Source organism: Streptomyces sp. NBC_00094, assembly GCF_026343125.1.
Classification (GTDB): domain Bacteria; phylum Actinomycetota; class Actinomycetes; order Streptomycetales; family Streptomycetaceae; genus Streptomyces.
Genome location: NZ_JAPEMB010000001.1, coordinates 6,051,611 through 6,072,876, shown reverse-complemented (window position 1 = coordinate 6,072,876; position 21,266 = coordinate 6,051,611). Strand labels below are relative to the sequence as shown.

The following is a 21,266-nucleotide window of genomic DNA, read 5'->3' as shown; positions in this document are numbered from 1 at the left end:
TCCAGCCTACGGGTCGGCACTGACAGCCAAGGCACGCACGCGGCTCACGCGAGCGGATTGGGAACGGTCCCGTGGACGGCCGCGTGGGGGCGCTCGGGCCGGTCGCGGTAGCCGTCCAGATGCAGACGGTTGCGGTTGAGGCAGAGCCGCTCGATTCGGGGGGTGAGGAGGTCGAAGAGCTCGAACCGTTCCTTCAGCTCCGGGAAGCGCGCCTGGTGGCGGAGGATCTCCGCGCGGACGAGCGACCAGAATTCCTTCTCCGGAACTCCGAGTTGTTCCTCGCAGAGCGGTGCCAGGTAGCGGAAGACACCGACGAAGAGCCCCGAATGAATGAACTGGGTGAGGAAGTCGGGTTCCTCGGTGAGGAGCACGGCACGGACGTCGTCCGGCATCGTGTCGTGCTCGGGGAGCGGCCGGCCGCTGATGTTCACGTCGTCGACGAAGTCCTTGATCGCCAGGCGTACGGGGACGTCCTGGCCGTCGTAGACGACGATGGCGTTCTCGCCGTGCGGCGAGAAGACCGTGCCGTACCGGTAGAGGAAGTGCAGCAGCGGGGGCAGCAGGGCGCCGAAGAGGTGGCGGAGCCAGACGGCGGGAGCGAGTCCGGAGCGCTCGACGAGCTCCGCGACGAACGCCCGTCCGTCCGGGTCGGTGTGGAGCAGCGAGGCGAGGGTCCGGGCGCGCTCGCCCGGGGGCAGCCGGAGCGGCTCGCGCCAGATCGCGCCGAGCAGTTCCTTGTACTGGTAAGGGACTTCGGGCAGCCGGTCGTACAGCGGGTGCTCGACCGTGACGGACGCGACCTCGCCGAGAAGGATCACTCCGCACTCGTCCCGCAGGAACGGGTCGCCGTCGCGCAGGCCGTGGACCCAGGCGGTCACGGCGGGGGCGGCGAGGGTCCGTTCGGTGGGCAGCCCGCGCCAGACGAGGGTGTTGAGCACCGACAGCGGGAGTTTCACGGTGTGGCGGTCGGGGCGGCTGGTGTTGAGGAAGGTACGGACGGACTGCTGCGGCAGGCGGAGGTCGCCGTCGGCGGAGAGCGGGACGACGGTCCCGGCGGCGACGGCCGGCGCGTAGAGCGGGAGCAGGATCTCGTCCCACTGCCAGGGGTGGACGGGCAGCAGGAGGTAGCCGTCGGGTTCGTGGCCCTGGGCGGCAAGCTCGGCCCGGAAGGCGGCGTGGACCTCGGGGTCCAGTTCCTGTGCGTAGAGACGGTCGGGCGTTTGGAGTCCGTCGACGCCGCGGTAGGCGGCGATCCGGTTGCTGACGGCGATCCACGGCAGTCGGGTGGCGCGGCGTGCCTCGGGTGCCCAGCGGGCGGCGTCGGAGGCGGAGAAGCCGATGCGGCCCTTGTTGAGGACGAGCCAGGGGTGGCCGGTCTGGTGGCCTTCGAGTTCGGCGTAGGAGAGCTCGGCGAGCCGGTCGGCGGGGAGGGCCGTCCGGTCGAGGCGGGCGTCGGCGGCGAGGGTCGCGGAGAGTTCGCGGATGAGGTGACCGAGGGTCGCGCCGTCGAGCCTGAGGAGGTTTCGGGCGCGGAGCAGGAAGTCGAAGGGGTCGGTCAGGGGCCGGCCTTCGTGGGTGATCGACTCGGCGGCGACCTGCCAGCTGCCGTAGGCCCCGCGGCGGGCACGGAAGGTGAGCGTGGTGCCGTCGTCGAGCGGGAGCGCGTGGTGGTCGGGGTCGCCGTCCGTGGCCGGGACGGGTTCGACGATCTCCTCGTAGGCGAACTCGGCGAGGGCTTTGGCGAGGAGCCGGGAGGACGCCCTCGTCCAGGCGGCGGGGGTCAGCTCGGGGGGCGCGAGCAGCTCGGGTGCCGGTGCGGACGCGGGGGGCGCGGCGGGAGGTGTGGGCTGCGCGGAGTCGTGGGGTGCAGGGGACATCGACACGAGGACTCCTCGGGGTGGGAACCGCTGTGGGTCGAGCGGTGTATGTAAGGCAGGAGGGTGTTCACAGAGCGTGACGGAGGGTGCGGTCGCGGATCATGAGCGCGGCTCGTTTGTCGGGGAGGTCGACTTCCGCCGCGTAGCGGAAGCCGGCGCCGAGGAAGGCCGAGACGGAGGGGGTGTTGCGGATGTCGGGTTCGGCGACGACCCGGGTGCAGCGGGGACGGTGGTCGAGGACGAGTTCGGCGACGGCGTGCAGGAGGGTGGTGCCAAGACCCCGGCCGCGGTCGCTGACGCCTCCGACGAGCAGATGGATACCGGTGTCGTGGGGGCGTGCCGGGTAGTGCCGGGCGAGCGGGTCGAGGTCTGCGCGGTAGATCTCGAAGTAGCTCATGGGCACGTCGTCGAGCACGCCGAGGCAGGGGACGCTCCGGCCGTCACCGTCGAGTTGGGCGCGGAGGTGCTCGGCGGTCACGGTCTCCGGTCCGGCGAGCTCCCAGAAGGCGGCGACGGCGGGGTCGTTCATCCACCGGGTGAGGAGCGCCAGGTCCCTGTCGAGGCGTACGGGTTCGAGGTGGAAGGCGCCGAAGCGGGTGGTGGTCGGGGCCCAGTCGGCGACGGAGTCGAGCAGGTCTCCGCCGGAGCGACCGGCGCCCGGGGAGGGTGACGGGCCTCCGGACGCGAGGAGGGCGAGGAGGTCGTCGACTCTCAGATCGAGGGTGTCGTCCCCGGGCGGGTCGACCGGGGGGCGGGTGGGTGGCACGGTGTCGCGCTCCTCTCGACGGTGCGGTCGGGGTGTGGGTGCTCCGGCGGCGGGTGCGTGCGGGGAGGGTTCGGGTACGGCGGCGGGTGCGGGCGAGGCGGGTTCAGGGACGGGGGCGGGTGCCGGGCAAGGACAGGGACAGGGACAGCGGCAGGGGCAGGTGTCGGGGTCAGGCGCGGAGGGGGTTGGTGACGGTGACGTAGACGGACTGGGTGTCGACCGGTCCGACGAGCTCGTCGAGGCCGTGCAGGCGGGTGAGGAGGTTGGCCTTGCTGCGCAGGGTCGCGGCCTCCAGGAGCCGGTGCGGCAGGGGTGAGCCCAGGCTCGTGGCGGAGGTGAGGAAGCTACGGAAGGCCGCGAGCAGGACGCGCTCGTCGGCGAGGTGCTGGGCACCGAAGGCGCCGATCAGGCCGAGGACGTTGTTGATGCCGAGGTAGTAGGCGAAGCGCTCGTCGGTGACCTGGTCGGAGACGAAGGTGTCGCTGTGGGCGCCGATGCCGGGGAGGCGGCTCTCCAGCTCGCCACGGTGGGACTCGCGGAAGTAGTAGCCCTGGTTGTCGCGGTAGCGACCGCCGACGGGCCAGCCGTCCGGGTCCAGGAGCACCAGGGTGTTCTGCTGGTGGGCTTCCAGGGCGATGCCGGCGTGTCCGTCGAGCCAGAGGACGGGACGGACGACCTGGTCGAGGTAGCGCAGGAACCACTCGGCGGCGACGGCCGTGGTGGGGCGGCCGGTGTGGGAGGAAAGGCGGCCGATGACGTCGGCGAGCCGGGAGCGCATGGTGGTGGCCCCTGGCCAGGGGCGAGGGGTGGTGAGGGAGGCGATGCAGACGGCGTCGTCGCCGGGCCCGAAGGGGTTGTGGCGGATCATGACGTCGAGTCCGGGGACGGGGGTGCCGTCCGGAGTGTCCACGGCGAGCCAGGCGGGGTCGCGGACGATGTCGAAGCCGGGGTGGGCCGCCTGCCACTCGTCGACGAGGCCGGTGCGCAGCAGCCGGTGGACCTCGACGCCGCGGTGGAGCTCCTTGCGGAGGTTCTCGCGGCGGGAGTTGGTGATGCGCAGACCGAGGGAGAGCTTGAGCATCGCCCGTGCGCCGGGGCGGTGGACGGTGCGGACGGAGGAGGTGGGGTGCCAGGGCCTGCCGTGGATGCCGAGGTCGTGGAGGAGGCCGGCGTCGAGGAGCGAGCGGACGTCGGGGCGGTGCAGGAGTTCTCGGGCCTGCCAGGGGTGCAGGGGCAGGGGTGCGGTGCCGGCGGGGAGGGTGAGTCCTTCGGCGAGGCCGGCGGTGAGCTGTTCCGCGGTGACGTGGCGGCCCTGCTCGGTCCAGGCGGAGTCGGAGGCGAGGACCGTGGGGTCGACGGCGATCCAGTGGAGGGGGAAGGAGCCGTGGAGTTCGGGTGAGTAGAGCCGGGCCTCGGCCTCGGAGAGTCCTTCACGGCTCTTGGGGGTCGGATGGAGGGGGTGGCCGAGCAGCAGGGACTGCTCTGCGGCGAGGAAGAGGTCGGCGTCCGGGTGCGGCTGGGGGCTGCGGCGGCGCTCGGCGAGGAAGTCGGCCGTGCGGCGGGCGGAGTCGGCGACCCGGCCGACGAGTTCGGTGCCTTCGGAGCGGCCGGTCTCGCGGCTGAGCAGCGCGGCGACGGTGACGGCGTCGACGGTCGGGGCGGAGGCCGGGAGGCCTTCGAGGGCGGGGGCGCCGAAGCGGTGCCAGCCGGTGGCCGACCAGTAGCGGACGGGGACGAGGAGGGCGGCGCCGCTCGCGTCGAGGGGGACGCGCAGGGTGGTGGAGTCGGGGGCGGGGAGGTTCTTCTCCCGGATCCAGCAGCGGAGCAGGTTCTCGATGGCCGCCACGTCGGCGGCGCGCTGCGGGTCGGGGTCGTCCAGCGGGTCGGGCGCGATGACCGCGGCGGCCGGGCGGGCCGGCCGGGGATCGTACGGTCCGGCGTGCTGGCGCGGGACGGTGGGTTCCTCTACGGCGAGGGGCGTCGCGGGCTCGGTCACCGGGGAGGTGGGGGTGGCGTTCACGGGGGCTTCCTTGGGGTGGGGCCGGGGGCGGTCCGGGTCAGTGGGACGGTCCGGGGGCGGTCCGGGGGGCCGTGGCCCGGCGGGAGGCGGGGCGCGGAGGCGTACCCCCTGCGGGGGTGTGGGACCGCTCGGCGGCGGCCAGGGCGTCGGCGAAGCGGTCGAGGACCGCGGTGGCCTGCTCGTCGGTGAGGGTGAGCGGGGGCAGGAGCCGGACCACCGCGGAGTGGCGGCCGCCCAGTTCGACGATGAGCCCGCGGGCGAGGCACTCCTGCTGGACGGCGAGTGCCAGGGCGGGGGCTGCGGGCGGGACGGAGTCGTCCGGACCGGCGGCGTCGGGGTCGACGAGTTCGACGCCGATCATGAGGCCCCGGCCGCGGACGTCGCCGACGCAGGGGTGGGCGGCGGCGAGGCCCTGGAGTCGGCCGAGGATACGGGCGCCGAGGATGCCGGCCCGTTCGGCGAGCTTGTTCTCGCGGACGTACGCGAGCGTGGCCGTCCCGGCGGCCATGGCGAGCTGGTTGCCGCGGAAGGTGCCCGCGTGGGCACCGGGTTCCCAGGCGTCGAGCCCGGACCGGTAGACGATGACGGCGAGGGGGAGGGAGCCGCCGATGGCCTTGGAGAGGACCATCACGTCGGGCACGACACCGCTGTGCTCGACGGCCCAGAAAGCGCCGGTGCGACCGACGCCGGTCTGGACCTCGTCGACGATGAGCGGGACGGAGCGGTCGGCGGTGATGCGGCGCATCCGCCGCATCCATTCGTCGGGGGCGGGGATGACCCCGCCTTCGCCCTGGACGGCCTCGACGATCATTCCGGCGGGCGCGGGGACACCGCTCTTGGGGTCGTCGAGGAGGGTCTCGGTCCAGCGGGCGGCCAGTTCGGCGCCTCGGTCGCCGCCGACGCCGAAGGGGCAGCGGTACTGCTGCGGGTAGGGCAGCCGGGTCACGCGGACGTCGGTCGCTCCGCCGGAGGCGGAGAGGGCACCGGCCGTCATGCCGTGGTAGGCGCCGGTGAAGGCGAGGAGTCCGTCGCGGCCGGTGGCGGTGCGGACGAGTTTGAGGGCGGCCTCGACGGCGTCCGTGCCGGCGGGTCCGCAGAACTGGATGCGGGCGTCGTCGGCGAGTTCGCCCGGAAGCGTGGCGAACAGCTCCGAGGTGAAGGCGTCCTTGACGGGGGTGGCGAGGTCGAGGACGTGGAGCGGGGCTCCGGAGTCGAGGACCTTCTTGATCGCCTCCAGGACCACGGGGTGGTTGTGGCCGAGGGCGAGCGTCCCGGCGCCGGAGAGGCAGTCCAGGTAGCGGCGGCCGTCCGCGCCCTCGATGGTGAGGCCCCGGGCCCGCACGGGGACGATCGGCAGGGAGCGGGCGTAGGTGCGGGCGGCGGACTCGCGCTGCGACTGACGGCGCAGGATGCCCTCGTACCCCCCGCCTCCCCCGCCCCCTTGGTCACTCACGCCACACGGGCCCTCGTGCGGCGCGTCGTTCGCCCCGTCGCCCGTCTGGTTCCGCACCCGCGCGGCAGGTGCGGCGGCAGGAGCTGATTCGGTCACGGCCACGGCTCGGTGTCCTCCCGCTGTAACAGTTACGTTGCACATCGGGACGTCGTGGAGCCGCCGCAAGGGCCGTCCTGAACGCCGCCGTTGTGTCCCCCGTACGTACCAACGACGGGAACTGCCGGGGATCACGGGCCCGGTGCGAAGAACTTGGCGTGTCCCGGATCACGGCACGGCAACGGCTGTGAGGGATCCGGAACCGGCGGCGGGGCGGGTACCGTCCCCTCCGGCACCGGCATAGTTGGGGGCCGTCGGTCGTCCGCGAGGACACGACCGCCGTTCACCTATGCACACGTTGATGTAGTCCCAGGGGGATCACGAGATGCGATCGATTCGTCCGCTGCTGATGGCGGCTTCCGCCGTCGCGGCGCTGACGCTCACCGCGACGGCCTGCGGGCCGAGCGAGGAGAACGCCGGAGACAAGCCCAGCGCTCCCGCGAGCCTGAGCCCGAACGACGAGATCAAGATTCCGGAGGACATCAAGGATCGTCTGAAGGAACACGGGATCGACCTCGACAAGTGGCGCAACGGCGAGTGGAAGAACTGGGACCGCGACAAGTGGCTCCGTGAGGCCAAGGACTTCGTCAACCCGATCATCGAGGACCTCTGGGACCCGGACCGGATGCGGGACGCCGAGCGGCCTGACAAGCCGGTCGAGGAGGAGGACATCTCGGGCGACGAGGGTGTCACCGACCCGACCCCGGACGCGGTGCGGGCCAAGGCCGTCTCGCCGAAGTATCACAGCAACGCCCCCGAGTCCGGGAAGGTCTTCTTCGACGGCCCCGAGGGCTCGATGGTCTGCTCGGCCACCGTGGTGAAGGACCCCGCCCACCCGGGCAAGTCCAACCTGGTCTGGACGGCCGGACACTGTGTGCACAAGGGCAAGCTGGGCGGCTGGTACCGCAACATCGCCTTCGTGCCCTCGTACAACGACGCCGCGCTGCCGACCTCCGCGCTGGAGAAGGCGACGCGGGAGCAGATCGCGCCCTACGGCGTGTGGTGGGCGGACTGGGTCAAGACCTCCGACGAGTGGATCGCCCAGGGCGCGTCCACCGGTGGCGCGGGCGCTCCCTACGACTTCGCGGTCATCCAGGTGACCCCGGAGAAGGGCACCTCGGGCAAGTCGCTGGAGGAGACCGTCGGTTCGGCGCTTCCGGTGGAGTTCAACGCGCCGGCCGTTCCGAAGATCACGAGCCTGACGGCGACCGGCTACCCGGCCGCGCCGCCGTTCGACGGCCAGAAGATGTTCCAGTGCCAGGACAAGCCGGGCCGGCTGTCGCTGAAGGCGGAGCAGCCGACGATGTACCGGATCGGCTGCACCATGACCGGCGGCTCGTCCGGTGGCGGCTGGGTGGCCCAGGGCAGTGACGGCAAGCCGGCGCTGGTGTCGAACACCTCGATCGGCCCGTCGACGGCCGGCTGGCTCGCGGGTCCGCGCTTCGGACCGGAGGCCAAGGCCATCTTCGACGAGGTCAGCAAGAAGTACGCCGGGCAGTAGGCGCGGCGACGGAGGCGGGGCCCCGGGGTCCCGCCTCCTTCCATGTCCGGCCGCTGTCCCACATCCTGCCCACGTCCCGTCCGCGTCCCGCCCAACGGGCATACTGTGCACCGCAGATGACACGTCCATGGCAACGTCAAGGCGTTGGCGCGCCGAAAGCGTGGCCGGTCCCGGACGCGGAACACATCACAGGGGGAAGACACTTCATGCGTTCTGTACGGCTCCTACCCGCCCTCCTCGGCCTGGCCACGGCGCTCGCGCTGACCGCCACCGCCTGCGGCCCCACCGAGACCCCGGCCGCCGACAAGCCGGCCGCCGGGGCGAGCAGCTCCGCGCCCGCGACCGATGCCACCGACGACGCCGGCGGCGACCTGGCCAAGGACGTCGCCGACAAGCTCAAGAAGCACGGCGTCGACCTGGACAAGTGGAAGGGCGGCGAGTGGAAGAACTGGGACCAGGCGACCTGGCTCCGTGAGGCCGAGGACTTCGTCAACCCGGTGATCGACGGTCTCTGGAACCCGACGCGCATGCAGTCGGCGAAGAGCCCGGACCAGACGATCACCGCGCAGGCCGGCACCGGCGGCACGGACCCGACGCCCCGGCCGGTCAGGGCGCAGCGCGAGAAGACGCCGTACCACCGCAACGCGGCACCGGTCGGGAAGATCTTCTTCGACTCGCCGCAGGGGCACATGGTCTGCTCCGGCACGATCGTGAAGGACCCGCGCCGCCCCGGGAAGTCCAACCTGGTCTGGACGGCGGGGCACTGTGTCCACGCGGGCAAGCGCGGCGGCTGGTACCGCAACATCTCCTTCGTGCCGGCCTACAACGACCTCGGCAAGTCGGCCTCCGCGCTGCGCAACGCGCAGCCGCACGAGATAGCGCCCTACGGCCAGTACTGGGCCGACTGGGCCGTGACCTCGGGCGAGTGGATCCAGCGCGGCGGCACGAACCAGGCCTGGCCGTACGACTACGCCGTGCTGCACGTGCAGCCCGAGCGGGGCCGCAAGTCGCTGGAGGAGACCGTCGGTGCCGCGCTGCCGGTCGACTTCTCCGCGCCGACGGCCGCGCAGTCCGGGACGGTCGGAGCCTGGGGCTACCCGCAGGCTTCGCCGTACAACGGTCTGATCATGCACAAGTGCCTCGACCGGGCGACGCGGCTCACGACGGCTCCGGCCACGCCCACGATGTACCGGATCGGCTGCACGATGACGGCCGGGTCCTCGGGCGGCGGCTGGTTCCGGGTGCTGCCGAACGGGAAGACGGCGCTCGTGTCGAACACCTCGATCGGCCCGGCCGGCGGCAACGGCTGGCTCGCCGGACCGCAGCTGGGCAAGGGCGCCAAGGCGGCCCACGAGATGGTCAGCAAGAAGTTCGCCCGCTGACCACCTGACCGCCCGCCCGCCTCACCATCCGGGCACCCGGCCATCCGGCCACTCGGCCACTCGGCCACTCGGCCACCGCACGACATCGCACCACGACCGAGGGCGCTGCCCCCTCCCCGTCAAGGGAAGGGGGCAGCGCCCTCAGTGGTTGCCGTGACTCAGTGCGCGGCGGGGACGTACGGCGCGAGCATCGCCGCCAGCTCCTCGTGCACCCGGGCCTTGAGCAGGGTGCCCTCCGGGGTGTGCTCCTCGGACTCCACCTCGCCCTCGGCGTGCACCCGCGAGACGAGACCGCCCTGCGTGTACGGCACGAGGGCCTCCAGCTCGACCTCGGGGCGCGGCAGTTCGGCGTCGATGAGCGCGAGCAGCTGCTCGATGCCCTGGCCCGAGCGGGCCGAGACGGCGATGGAGTGCCGCTCCGTCCGCAGCAGGCGCTGGAGGACCAGGGGGTCCGCCGCGTCCGCCTTGTTGACGACGACGATCTCCCGGACGTTCACCGCGCCGACGTCCCGGAAGACCTCGCGCACGGCGGCCAGCTGCTCCTCCGGCGCCGGGTGCGAGCCGTCCACCACGTGCAGGATGAGGTCGGACTCGCCGACCTCCTCCATGGTGGAGCGGAACGCCTCGACCAGGTGGTGCGGCAGGTGCCGGACGAAGCCGACCGTGTCGGCCAGGGTGTAGACCCGGCCGGTGGGCGTCTCGGCCCGGCGCACGGTCGGGTCGAGGGTGGCGAACAGGGAGTTCTCCACCAGCACGCCCGCGCCCGTGAGGCGGTTGAGCAAAGAGGACTTGCCCGCGTTGGTGTATCCGGCGATGGCGACCGACGGCACCTTGTTACGGCGGCGCTCCTGCCGCTTGATGTCGCGGCCGGTCTTCATCTCCGCGATCTCCCGGCGCATCTTCGCCATCTTCTCGCGGATCCGACGCCGGTCGGTCTCGATCTTGGTCTCACCGGGGCCACGGGTGGCCATGCCGCCACCGCCGCCGCCACCCATCTGACGGGAGAGCGACTGACCCCAGCCGCGCAGTCGCGGCAGCATGTACTGCATCTGCGCGAGCGCGACCTGCGCCTTGCCCTCTCGGGACTTGGCGTGCTGGGCGAAGATGTCGAGGATGAGGGCGGTCCGGTCGACCACCTTCACCTTGACGACGTCTTCGAGGGCGATGAGCTGGCCGGGGCTGAGCTCGCCGTCGCAGACGACGGTGTCGGCGCCGGTCTCGACCACGACGTCGCGCAGCTCGCGCGCCTTGCCCGAGCCGATGAAGGTCGCCGGGTCCGGCTTGTCACGGCGCTGGATCACGCCGTCGAGCACGAGGGCGCCCGCCGTCTCGGCGAGGGCCGCGAGCTCCGCGAGGGAGTTCTCCGCGTCCTGCACGGTCCCCGAGGTCCAGACGCCGACCAGCACGACGCGCTCCAGGCGCAGCTGGCGGTACTCGACCTCGGTGACGTCCTCGAGCTCGGTGGAGAGGCCGGCGACGCGGCGCAGGGCTGCGCGCTCGGAGCGGTCGTACTGGTCGCCGTCCCGCTCTCCGTCGATCTCGTGGCTCCAGGCGACGTCCTCTTCCATCAGGGCATCGGCCCGAAGGCTCTCGGTACGGCTCGTCTCCGCGAAGCGCTGCTCGTCCTGGGAAGGGGAAGAAGAGGAGGTCATTGGGTCCTTACGTCGAATGAAACGAGGGTTCTGTATCCGTCGCAACGCGTGACGGCACCGGAAGATTCCCGGTTCCGGCCGCGTCGCCGACCTGACGATGGTGGCACGGCCCGGCCGGGCCCGTCACGCGGGTTTCGGCGTGGTCCTGACGGCCTCGGCCGGGCGGGTGCGCCAGTCGGGGTGTCCGGGCATCGGCGGGGTCTTCGCCGCGTACAGCCAGCCACGGAAGAAGGCGCCGAGGTCCCGTCCGGCGATCTCTCCGGCCAGGGCCGTGAAGTCGGCGGTGGTGGCGGTCCCGTCCCGGTGGTCGGCGACCCAGCGGCGTTCCAGTCGCCCGAAGGCCTCGGTGCCGATCTCCTTGCGGAGCGCGTAGAGGACGAGGGCGCTGCCGTCGTAGACGACGGGCCGGAAGAGGCTGATCTTGTGCTCGGGCGAGGGCGGCTCGGGGGCGGCGGGCGGGCCGCCGTCCGCACGCCACTCGTCGGAGGCCGCGTAGGCCGCCTTCATGCGGAGTTCCAGGGACTTGCCGGCCTTCTCCTCCGCGTACAGCGCCTCGTACCAGCTCGCGTGCCCCTCGTTGAGCCAGAGGTCGGACCAGGTGCGGGGCGAGACGCTGTCGCCGAACCACTGGTGGGCCAGCTCATGGACCATGATCGAGTCGACGTACCACTCCGGGAAGCCCGGCTCGGTGAAGATGCCGCGCTCGAAGAGCGAGAGGGTCTGCGTCTCCAGCTCGAAACCCGTGTCGGCGTCGGCGACGAGCACGCCGTACGTCTCGAAGGGGTACGGGCCGACCTGCCGCTCCATCCATTCCAGCTGGCCGGGGGTCTTGCGGAGCCAGGGCTCCATCAGCTCCAGGTCGGCGGTCCGCACGACGTCCCGGACGGGCAGCCCGCGGGGGCCGGTCCGGCGCACGACCGTGGAGCTGCCGATGGAGATCTGGGCGAGCTCCGTGGCCATGGGATGGCTGGTGCGGTACGTCCAGGTCGTGGCGGCTCCGTCGGTGACGCGGTCGACGGGCAGGCCGTTGGCGACGGCGGTGAGCGCGCTGGGGGCGGTGATCCGGAAGGTGAAGTAGGCCTTGTCGGCCGGGTGGTCGTTGGACGGGAAGACCCGGTGGGCGGCGTCCGCCTGGTTGGCCATGGCGAGCCCGTCGCCGGTGCGGACCCAGCCGCCGGTGTCGGCGGGGCCGGTGGGGTCGCTGGTGTGGGTGACGGTGATCTCGATCGCTTCGCCGGCGTCGATCGGCACGGCGGGGGTGACGACCAGGTCCTCGCCGCTGCTCGTGAAGGCGGCCGGCAGGTCGTCGACGGTGACGGCGGAGACCTTCCCGTGGGTGAAGTCGAGGTTGAGCCGCTCCAGGTCCTCGGTGGCGAGCGCGTCGATCCGGGTCACGGCCGCGAGCGGCTTCGTGTTGTCCCCCTGATAGGTGAGATCGAGGTCGTACGCGCGGACGTCGTAGCCGGGGTTGCCGAGGTGGGGGAAGAGCGGGTCGCCGATGCCGAGCGGCGCCGGGGCGGGCAGCGCGGCGGCGACGAGTCCGGTCGAGGCGACGACGAGGACGGCGGCGCGCAGCCACCGCGCGCGGGGCGGCGGGGAGTGTCGGACGAGGGGCATGGACTGGACGGGCTGCACGGGCTGCATCGGCTGCATGGGCCAGGGCCTTTCCGGAGGACTGGCCCTACGGCTACCAGGGGTTTCCCCGCTCCTCCGGGCGGCGCGCTCGCCCGCCACCCGAAGGGGGTCATGTCACGTCGATGTCAGGGCCCTAGGGGGATGTCTTGCCGATCAGGCCGGACACTCCCTAGGCCCGTCACGCCTCGCGCGGCTCCGCCGGGCGTCGGCGGCGGGCGCGGGTCACGTCGTACACCCCGGGCACGTCCCGCATGGCCCGCATCAGGGCCGGGAGCCCGGCCGCGTCGGGGAGGTGGAGGGTGTACGTGTGGCGGACCCGCTGCTCGCTGGGCGGTTCGACGGTCGCGGAGACGACGGCGGCACCGGCGGTGGCGATGGCCTCGGTGAGGTCGGCGAGGAGCCGCGGCCGACCGAAGGACTCGGCGACGAGGGTGACCCGGCACTGGGCGGCGTCGCCCCAGCGGACGGCGACGGGCTCGCGGCCCCCTCCACGCATGACCTCCACGGCCGAACAGCCGGCCCGGTGGACGGTGACCGAGCCGCCACGGACCCGGAAGCCGGTGATCTCGTCGGGCGGTACGGGGGTGCAGCAGCCCGCGGGGCGGACGGCGGCGGGCTGCTCGCCTACGAGGTCGGCGTGGAGTTCGGCGCCGGAGCGCCGGTCGGCGGTGACCGCGACCGAGGGCCGGGGACCCGCCTCGGCGGGGGTCGCGGCGGACTCGGGGTGGGCCTGGAGCCAGCCGGTGATCGCGATCCTGGCGGCAGGGGTACGGGCGTGGTCGAGCCACTCGGGAGAGGGTCCGGACACGGTGTCCTGGGAGAGCAGCAGCAGGACGGTGTCCCCGTCGCCGAGGACGGTGCTCAGGGGGGCCAGACGGCCGTTGACCCGCGCGCCGAGGCAGCCGTGGGCGGCCTCGCCGTGCTGGGCGTAGGCGGCGTCGACGCAGCTCGCCCCGGCGGGCAGGCTGATCGTGCCGGGGGCGCTGCCGTCGGCACGGAAGACGGTGATCTCGTCGTCCTCGGCGAGGTGGTCGCGGAGCGAGGTCCAGAAGGTGTCGGGGTCGGGGGCGGACTGCTGCCAGTCGAGCAGCCGGGAGAGCCAGCCGGGCCGGGTGGGGTCGACGCGCTCACCGTCCTCGGGCTGCGCGCGCGGGGCGGCGGAGACGGGGGCGGAGCCGCGGGCCAGGGCAGGGGCAGGGGCAGGGGCGGAGCCCGATGCGGAGGCTGAGACCGGGGCCGGGGCCGGGGAGGGAGCGGAGGCCGCCTGCCCCGGGGCCTGTTCCGTGTCCCGGGCGCGTTCCGAGTCCCGGGTCTGGGTGGCGTACGGTTCCTGGCCCGCGTACGGATTGCCGAGGGCGACGACTCCGGCCTCGGCGACCGTGTGCATCCGGTGGGTCCTGATGAGGATCTCGGCCACGGCGCCGTCGGGGGCCGCGATCGCCGTGTGCAGGGACTGGTACAGGTTGAACTTGGGCGCCGCGATGAAGTCCTTGAACTCGGAGATCACCGGGGTGAAACAGGTGTGCAGCTCGCCGAGGACCCCGTAACAGTCGGCGTCCTCGGCGACGAGGACGAGGAGCCGACCGAAGTCGCAGCCGCGCAGCTCGCCGCGCTTGAGGCGGACGCGGTGGACGGAGACGAAGTGCCGTGGGCGGACGAGGACCTCGGCACCGATGCCGGCCTCCCGCAGGATGGCCCCGACCTGTTCGGCCACGGCGGCGAGGGCGTCCCCCGCGTGGGAGTTCTCGGCGATGAGCGCCCGGGTGGTCTCGTACTCCTCGGGGTGGAGGATCGCGAAGACGAGGTCCTCCAGCTCGGTCTTCAGGGCCTGGACCCCGAGCCGTTCGGCAAGCGGGATGAGGAAGTCCCGGGTGACCTTGGCGATCCTGGCCTGTTTCTCGGCCCGCATCACGCCGAGGGTGCGCATGTTGTGGAGGCGGTCCGCGAGCTTGATCGACATGACCCGGACGTCGTTGCCGGTGGCGACGAGCATCTTGCGGAAGGTCTCGGGCTCGGCGGCGGCGCCGTAGTCGATCTTCTCGACCTTGGTGACGCCGTCGACGAGGTACGCGACCTCGTCACCGAACTCGCGGCGGACCTGGTCGAGCGTCACCTCGGTGTCCTCGACGGTGTCGTGGAGGAGGGAGGCGGTCAGGGTGGTGGTCTCCGCGCCGAGCTCGGCGAGGATGAGGGTGACCGCGAGCGGGTGCGTGATGTACGGCTCGCCGCTCTTGCGGAACTGACCGCGGTGCGAGGACTCGGCGAGGACGTACGCCCGGCGCAGCACCGCGAGGTCGGCCTCGGGATGGTGGGCCCGGTGCGCCTCGGCGACATGGCTGATGGCGTCGGGCAGCCGGTCACGGGGGGCCGGGCCGGCGGTGGCGCCGAGCAGGGCCGCGCGGCCCAGGCGGCGCAGGTCGATCCGGGCGCGTCCGCGTCTGCGGGCGGTCGTGTCGGTGACGGCGGCTTCCGCCGCGCTCACAGGGTTGGTGGCCTCTGCGCTCATGGGGCACCTCCGGCAACGTCGACCGGCGGTGGGCGGGCCAGGCGTGCCCGGGGGGCCGGTGCTTGATGCTACCGACCCCACCACGCGGCGCAGTCACGCTCTCGCTCAGCGTGAATCGGATCACCCATTCGAGCGACAAATCAGTCGTTGACTGTTTCGATTTCGCTGGTTTCGGTGGGAACGGACAGCCACGCCGGGTCGATGGTGCCCTCGGCGACGATCACGGCGGGTCCGGTCATCTCGATCTCGCCGTCGGGGTGCTCGGTGATGACGAGGGTCCCGCCGAGGACGTCGACGGTGTACGTGACGGGGGTGCCGCTCGCGGCGGGGTCGGCGCCGTCGCGGCGGGCCGTGGCGACGGCGACGGCGCAGGCGCCCGTGCCGCAGGAGCGGGTCTCGGCGGCGCCGCGCTCGTGGACGCGCATGGCGACGTGCCGGGGTCCGCGGTCGGCGACGAACTCGATGTTCACCCCGTCCGGGTAGACCGCGGCCGGCTCGTAGGGCGGCTCCGTGAAGAGGTTGCCCGCGTGGCCGAGGTCCTCGACGAAGGCGACCGCGTGCGGATTGCCCATGTTCACGTTCCGCGCGGGCCAGCTGCGGCCGTCGACGGTGACGGTGGCGCCGGCCTCGGAGAGGACGGCGCGGCCCATGGAGACGGTGACGGAGCCGTCCTTGTCGAGGTGGACGTTCTTGACCCCGCCCCGGGTCGCGACGGCGACCTCGCCGGCCGAGACGTGCCCGGCGTGCTGCAGGTAGCGGGCGAAGACCCGGACTCCGTTGCCGCACATCTCGGCGACCGAGCCGTCGGCGTTGCGGTAGTCCATGAACCACTCGGCCTCGTCGGCCAGGTGCCGCGCCTCGGGGTGGGCGGCGCTGCGCACGACGTGCAGCAGTCCGTCCCCGCCGATGCCGGCCCGCCGGTCGCAGAGCCGGGCGACGGCGGCGGGCGCCAGCTCCACGGCGTTGTCCGCGTCGGGGACGATCACGAAGTCGTTCTCGGTGCCGTGGCCCTTGAGGAAGGGGAGCGGCGGGGTCTGCGTCCTGGTCACGAGATCAACTGTACGGGGCGGGTCCGACGGACCGCACGGCCGTCCACAGGACGGTCGGGGACCGGCCCGCGGGGCCCGGGGCCCCGGGCTGTGTCAGCGGAGGCGGGCGACGCGCCAGACGGCCAGGGCGACCAGGACGCCGATCGTGGCCATGTACAGGGCGAGGACGCGCCAGTCGGGGCGCACGCCCGAGCCGCGCTGCGGAAGCCCGGGCCACGTGTAGCCGACCTTGCGGGCGGCCATCATGCCCCAGCCGGCCGCGCAGGAGCTGATGAGCAGTCCGAGCATGGCGAGGACGGCGCCGCCGTCCCCCGAGCCGAAGGCGAGCGGGAAGGCGAACATCAGGGAGCCGACGGCGGCGAGCGCCACGATCGGGGCGAGCTGCCAGATCCGCAGACGGCGCTGCGGCCTGAGCTCGACCTCGACCTCGTCGGCGTCCACCTCGACGGCGGTACCTTCCGCGTCGTCAGGACCGTCCGGTGTCAGGCCCGGGGTCCCGACCGGGGCGTCGCCCGTCGGGCCGCCCAGGACCGCGTCCTGCTGTTCGATGTCGCGAGGGCCGGCCTCCATCGCCACGCGCCCTCCCCACTCGGACTCCACTTGGTCGATCGATGCTCGATGATGGCACGCTCCCGACCGCCTGAATGACGGGCAGGGCGTCCCGATGCCATCACGTGATCAGGCTGTAACCGCTCGTTCGACCAACGACAGCGCATCTCGCGGGAGTTCCCCGCGGTGATCGGCGGCTCCGCTGAGCCAGTGGACACGGGGATCGCGGCGGAACCAGGAGTCCTGACGGCGGGCGAAGCGCTTCGTCGCGCGGACGGTCTCGGCGCGCGCCTCGTCCTCGGTGCACTCCCCCGCGAGCGCGGCGAGTACCTGCTGGTAGCCCAGGGCGCGGGCGGCGGTGCGGCCCTCGCGCAGGCCTTGTGCCTCCAGGGTCCGCACCTCGTCGACGAGGCCGGCCTCCCACATCCGGTCCACGCGCGCGGCGATCCGCTCGTCCAGTTCGGGGCGGGCCACGTCGACGCCGATCTGGACGGTGTCGTAGACGGAGTCGGGGCCGGGCAGGTTGGCGGTGAAGGGCTTGCCCGTGATCTCGATGACCTCCAGAGCGCGGACGATGCGGCGGCCGTTGCTGGGCAGGATCGCGCGGGCCGCCTCGGGGTCGGCGTCGGCGAGCCGGGAGTGCAGGGCGCCGGAGCCGCGCTCTTCCAGTTCGGCCTCCAGCCGCGCCCGGACGGCCGGGTCGGTGCCGGGGAACTCCAGGGCGTCGACGGCGCCCCGTACGTACAGGCCGGAACCGCCGACGAGGACGGGGGTGCGGCCGGCGGCGAGCAGCCGGTCGATCTCGGCGCGGGCCAGCCGCTGGTACTCGGCGACGCTGGCGGCCTCCGTCACGTCCCAGATGTCGAGGAGGTGGTGCGGGACACCGTCCCGTTCCTCCATCGTCAGTTTGGCGGTGCCGATGTCCATCCCCCGGTAGAGCTGCATCGAGTCGGCGTTGACGACCTCGCCGTCGAGCTGCTGGGCCAGAAATACGCCCAGATCGGACTTTCCGGCCGCAGTGGGACCGACGACGGCGATGACCCGCGAGGCGGGAGCTGCGCTTCTCACTGCACCAGTCTCGCAAACCTCCCGACCCGTCCCCGAATGAGCTACGTGACGGGCCCCATCCGACTTCGTTGCCTGTTGCGAGGTTCCGGCCGTCTGTCACCGCCGAGCCGCTCCCGCCCGAGTACGCTATGGAGTGAATATGAGCGTTTTTGCAATGTTTCGCCGTAAGAAGAAGGATGTGGCCGAGGCCTCGCCGGAGGGGACCGGGGCCGTCGTGGCGTCGGAGGACGGGGTGACGGAGGCCGAGTCCGAGACCGAGGTGGCGGAGGTGCGCACCGCGGCCGAGGTCGAGGTCGAGGTCGGGACCGGCATCGACGGAGATGCCGACATCGACATTGATATCGATGCTGATGTCGACGTTGATGTCGATGTCGATGTCGATGTTGATGTCGATGTCGATGTCGATGTTGATGTTGATGTCGATGTCGATGTCGATGTTGATGTTGATGTTGATGTCGCCGACGGGGTCGAGGTCGCGTCCGAGGTCGTCGAGATCCCGAAGCAGCAGTCGGCCGAGGCCGCCGCGGACAACGGGGCAGGCGAAGGCGCTCGTAAGTAGGCCCCCGGGGGTCCTGGGGGCAGGACACGCAACGCGGACTCGCCGAGGGTCCGTGGAGGGAAGGTGCCCCATGGGTCTCCTGGATTCGCTGAAGGCCAAGCTCACCCCGGCCAAGGACAAGGTGGCCGACCTCGCGCAGCAGCACGGGGGCAAGATCGACAACGGACTCGACAAGGCAGCGAAGCTGGTCGACGAGAAGACCAAGGGCAAGTACAGCGACAAGATCCAGTCCGGTACCGGCAAGGCCAAGGACGCGCTGGACCGGATCGGTCACAAGGACGACGGCACGCCCGGGAGCGGCGGCGCGACCCCGCCGCCCGCCGCCTGACGACCGGCGTCGCCCGAACCCGACGGTCCCCCGGAACGGCGGACGGCCGCGGAGCATGATGCTCCGCGGCCGTCCGCCGTTCCGCGTCGTCCTCGTCGTTCCTCAGTCACCTCGTCAGGACCTCGTCAGGACCTCGTCAGGACCAGGCGGCGACGATGTACTCCACCCCGTACGGGGCGTCCTCGTGGAGGAGTCTGCCTTCGAGCCCCGCGCCCTCGGCGGCGCCCGCCAGGACCTGCCAGGGCGCGCGGCCGGCCGCCTTCAGCTCGTACGCGAGCCCCTCGTCCAGCGCGAGCAGCGCGGCCACGTCGGCCGTGCCCAGCGCACGGGCGGCCTCCTCGTCGAAGCCGGCCGCCCGCTCGTCCAGGTAGCCGGGCGCCTTGACGGTCCGGCAGGCGCTGCCGTCCCCCAGCACCAGGAGCGCGACCCGCCCGGCGGAGGCGGCGAGCTCACGACCGGTCGCGGCGCAGGCGTCGGTCGGCTCCCGCTCGTCCACGCCGAGGCCCTCGACGGGCGCGTCGGCCCAGTCGGAGCGGCCGAGGAGCCAGGCGCCGACGGCGAGGCTCGCGGGCAGCGGGCGGTCCCCGGCGGGCCCGTCACCGAGCCGTACGGAGAGGTCGACCCCGAAGCCGGCGAAGGAGCCCGTCGTACCGGCGGGGAAGACACCGCCGGTACCCGCGCCGACGGGGCCGACGACGTACAGCCGGTCGGGGCGTGCGGCGGCGAGCAGTCCGACGGCGTCGGCGCACACGGTCCGCGCGGCGTCCAACTCGGGGGCGGCGCCGGTCGCGACCTCGGGCACGAGGAGCGGCGGGCAGGGGCAGACGGCGGCGGCGACAAGCATGATCCGCACCCTACTGGGCCGTCGGCCCGGATCCTCGCCGTCCCGGGACACGCGGCCGGGGCGGTCGCGGAACTCCGTCCGGGGTGGTCAAGGAAAGCGGTCCGGCGCGGTCGCGGGACCCGGTCCGGCGCGGTCGCGGAACGCGGTCCGGCGCGGTCGCGGAACGCGGTCCGGCGCGGTCGCAGAACCCGGTCCGGCGCGGTCGCAGAACCCGGTCCGGCGCGGTCGCAGAACCCGGTCCGGCGCGGTCGAGGAACGCGGTCGAGGACGCGGTCCGGCGCCGTCCCCGGGCCCGCGTCCCCTCGTCAGCCGGGCTGCGCCCGCGCTCCCGCCCGCGCGGTCAGTGGCTGCCGCAGGCCGGGGCGTCGGCGACCGGGAGCGGTTCCGGGATGCCGATCTTCGGGAGGCCGAGCAGGACGCCCGCCGGCTTCGCGGCGGCCGCGGTGGTGCGCTTCTCCCAGGCGTCGCCGGCGCGGGTACGGCGTACCGATGTCGTCGGGCCCTCGGCGAGCAGGTGGTGCGGGGCGGCGTAGGTGATCTCGACGATCACGACGTCGCCGGGCCGGACGTCCTGCTCGGGCTTGGTGAAGTGGACGAGCCGGTTGTCGGGGGCGCGGCCGGAGAGGCGGTGCGTGGCGCCGTCCTTGCGGCCCTCGCCCTCGGCGACCATGACCTCCAGGGTCCGGCCGACCTGCTTCTTGTTCTCCTCCCAGGAGATCTCCTCCTGGAGCGCGACGAGGCGCATGTAGCGCTCCTGGACGACGTCCTTGGGGATCTGGTCGTCCATGTCGGCTGCCGGGGTGCCGGGGCGCTTGGAGTACTGGAAGGTGAAGGCGTTCGCGAAGCGGGCCTCGCGGACGGCGTGCATCGTCTGCTCGAAGTCCTCCTCGGTCTCGCCGGGGAAGCCCACGATGATGTCGGTGGAGATGGCGGCGTGCGGAATGGCCGCGCGGACCTTCTCGATGATCCCGAGGAAACGCTCCTGCCGGTACGAGCGGCGCATCGCCCGGAGGATCGCGTCCGAGCCGGACTGCATCGGCATGTGCAGCTGCGGCATCACGTTCGGCGTCTCGGCCATCGCCGCGATCACGTCGTCGGTGAAGTCGCGCGGGTGCGGGGAGGTGAAGCGGACCCGCTCCAGGCCCTCGATCTGCCCGCAGGCCCGCAGCAGCTTGGAGAAGGCCTCGCGGTCACCGAGGTCCGACCCGTACGCGTTGACGTTCTGGCCGAGCAGGGTGATCTCGGAGACGCCCTCGGCGACCAGGGCCTCGATCTCGGCGAGGATGTCGCCGGGGCGACGGTCCTCCTCCTTGCCGCGCAGCGCCGGGACGATGCAGAAGGTGCAGGTGTTGTTGCAGCCGACGGAGATCGAGACCCAGGCGGCGTAGGCGGACTCGCGCCGGGTCGGCAGCGTGGAGGGGAAGGCCTCGAGCGACTCGGCGACCTCGATCTGCGCCTCCTCCTGGATGCGGGCGCGCTCCAGGAGCACCGGCAGCTTGCCGATGTTGTGCGTACCGAAGACCACGTCGACCCACGGGGCCTTCTTGACGATGGTGTCGCGGTCCTTCTGGGCGAGGCAGCCGCCGACGGCGATCTGCATGCCGGGGCGCGTGGTCTTCATCGGGGCGAGCCGGCCGAGGTTGCCGTACAGCTTGTTGTCGGCGTTCTCGCGCACCGCGCAGGTGTTGAAGACGACGACGTCGGCGTCGCCGTCGGACCCGTCGGGGGCCCGGACGTAGCCCGCCTCCTCCAGCAGACCGGAAAGCCGCTCGGAGTCGTGCACGTTCATCTGGCACCCGTAGGTCCGGATCTCGTAGCTTCGAGTAACGCCCACTTCGTCCACCGCTCCGGCCCGGTCACTGCTGCTGGTCATGGCTCAAGGGTAAGGGGGCCGACAGCCCCCTCCTCCCTCGCAGTCCCGGTGCCGGGATGTCCTCCAGGGTCGGCGCGTGAGGCGCTCGGCCGGTTCCGAGGTCGGGGC

Annotated in this window: 16 protein-coding genes; 4 read left to right on the top strand and 12 right to left on the bottom strand. The window is 72.6% G+C overall.

All coding sequences use genetic code 11. From position 1 onward, the window contains the following. Positions 1 to 44: 44 nt before the first annotated feature. The 4 genes from OG580_RS27045 to OG580_RS27030 form a co-directional block, all read right to left on the bottom strand. Complete coding sequence (locus OG580_RS27045; protein WP_267046253.1) at positions 45 to 1,877, bottom strand: IucA/IucC family siderophore biosynthesis protein; 1,833 nt, start codon at positions 1,875 to 1,877, stop codon at positions 45 to 47. Between the two features lie 67 nt (positions 1,878 to 1,944). Then, positions 1,945 to 2,643: a GNAT family N-acetyltransferase gene (locus OG580_RS27040; RefSeq protein WP_267046252.1), complete on the bottom strand. Its 699-nt coding sequence runs from the start codon at positions 2,641 to 2,643 to the stop codon at positions 1,945 to 1,947. 169 nt (positions 2,644 to 2,812) lie between these two features. Beyond that, positions 2,813 to 4,663 carry an IucA/IucC family siderophore biosynthesis protein gene (locus OG580_RS27035; RefSeq protein WP_267046251.1) on the bottom strand — a complete coding sequence of 617 codons (1,851 nt, stop codon included), beginning with the start codon at positions 4,661 to 4,663 and terminating at the stop codon, positions 2,813 to 2,815. Between the two features lie 37 nt (positions 4,664 to 4,700). Then, complete coding sequence (locus OG580_RS27030) at positions 4,701 to 6,218, bottom strand: diaminobutyrate--2-oxoglutarate transaminase family protein (protein WP_267046250.1); 1,518 nt, start codon at positions 6,216 to 6,218, stop codon at positions 4,701 to 4,703. A 319-nt stretch (positions 6,219 to 6,537) separates the two neighbouring features. Here OG580_RS27030 and OG580_RS27025 point away from each other — a divergent pair, with 319 nt between their 5' ends. Beyond that, complete coding sequence (locus OG580_RS27025; protein WP_267046249.1) at positions 6,538 to 7,713, top strand: serine protease; 1,176 nt, start codon at positions 6,538 to 6,540, stop codon at positions 7,711 to 7,713. Positions 7,714 to 7,919: 206 nt separating this feature from the next. After that, entirely contained in the window at positions 7,920 to 9,095 is a 1,176-nt protein-coding gene (locus tag OG580_RS27020; RefSeq protein ID WP_267046248.1) for a serine protease, read from the top strand. 158 nt (positions 9,096 to 9,253) lie between these two features. Here the strand turns inward: OG580_RS27020 and hflX are convergent, their stop codons facing one another. The 6 genes from hflX to miaA form a co-directional block, all read right to left on the bottom strand. Further along, positions 9,254 to 10,747: a GTPase HflX gene (gene hflX / locus OG580_RS27015; RefSeq protein WP_267046247.1), complete on the bottom strand. Its 1,494-nt coding sequence runs from the start codon at positions 10,745 to 10,747 to the stop codon at positions 9,254 to 9,256. 123 nt (positions 10,748 to 10,870) lie between these two features. Further along, positions 10,871 to 12,364 carry a M1 family metallopeptidase gene (locus tag OG580_RS27010; RefSeq protein WP_267048140.1) on the bottom strand — a complete coding sequence of 498 codons (1,494 nt, stop codon included), beginning with the start codon at positions 12,362 to 12,364 and terminating at the stop codon, positions 10,871 to 10,873. Between the two features lie 196 nt (positions 12,365 to 12,560). Further along, a complete protein-coding gene (locus tag OG580_RS27005) occupies positions 12,561 to 14,888 on the bottom strand; it encodes a bifunctional (p)ppGpp synthetase/guanosine-3',5'-bis(diphosphate) 3'-pyrophosphohydrolase (RefSeq protein ID WP_267046246.1) in 2,328 nt (775 codons plus the stop codon). A 140-nt stretch (positions 14,889 to 15,028) separates the two neighbouring features. After that, positions 15,029 to 15,937 carry a diaminopimelate epimerase gene (gene dapF, locus OG580_RS27000; RefSeq protein ID WP_267046245.1) on the bottom strand — a complete coding sequence of 303 codons (909 nt, stop codon included), beginning with the start codon at positions 15,935 to 15,937 and terminating at the stop codon, positions 15,029 to 15,031. A gap of 93 nt (positions 15,938 to 16,030) precedes the next feature. Beyond that, positions 16,031 to 16,507, bottom strand: coding sequence for a hypothetical protein (locus tag OG580_RS26995; RefSeq protein WP_267048139.1), 477 nt, complete (start codon positions 16,505 to 16,507; stop codon positions 16,031 to 16,033). A gap of 108 nt (positions 16,508 to 16,615) precedes the next feature. Beyond that, a complete protein-coding gene (miaA, locus tag OG580_RS26990) occupies positions 16,616 to 17,554 on the bottom strand; it encodes a tRNA (adenosine(37)-N6)-dimethylallyltransferase MiaA (protein ID WP_267046244.1) in 939 nt (312 codons plus the stop codon). A 139-nt stretch (positions 17,555 to 17,693) separates the two neighbouring features. On the opposite strand from miaA, the gene OG580_RS26985 reads away from it, so the two are divergent. Next, a complete protein-coding gene (locus OG580_RS26985; RefSeq protein ID WP_267046243.1) occupies positions 17,694 to 18,113 on the top strand; it encodes a hypothetical protein in 420 nt (139 codons plus the stop codon). A gap of 70 nt (positions 18,114 to 18,183) precedes the next feature. Next, positions 18,184 to 18,441, top strand: a complete 258-nt coding sequence (locus OG580_RS26980) for an antitoxin (protein WP_267046242.1) — start codon at positions 18,184 to 18,186, stop codon at positions 18,439 to 18,441. Positions 18,442 to 18,577: 136 nt separating this feature from the next. Here OG580_RS26980 and OG580_RS26975 read toward each other — a convergent pair whose 3' ends face one another. Both OG580_RS26975 and miaB read right to left on the bottom strand, forming a co-directional pair. Continuing rightward, positions 18,578 to 19,285, bottom strand: coding sequence for a class III extradiol dioxygenase subunit B-like domain-containing protein (locus OG580_RS26975; protein WP_267046241.1), 708 nt, complete (start codon positions 19,283 to 19,285; stop codon positions 18,578 to 18,580). A gap of 340 nt (positions 19,286 to 19,625) precedes the next feature. After that, positions 19,626 to 21,158 carry a tRNA (N6-isopentenyl adenosine(37)-C2)-methylthiotransferase MiaB gene (gene miaB, locus OG580_RS26970; RefSeq protein ID WP_267046240.1) on the bottom strand — a complete coding sequence of 511 codons (1,533 nt, stop codon included), beginning with the start codon at positions 21,156 to 21,158 and terminating at the stop codon, positions 19,626 to 19,628. Between the last annotated feature and the right edge of the window lie 108 nt (positions 21,159 to 21,266).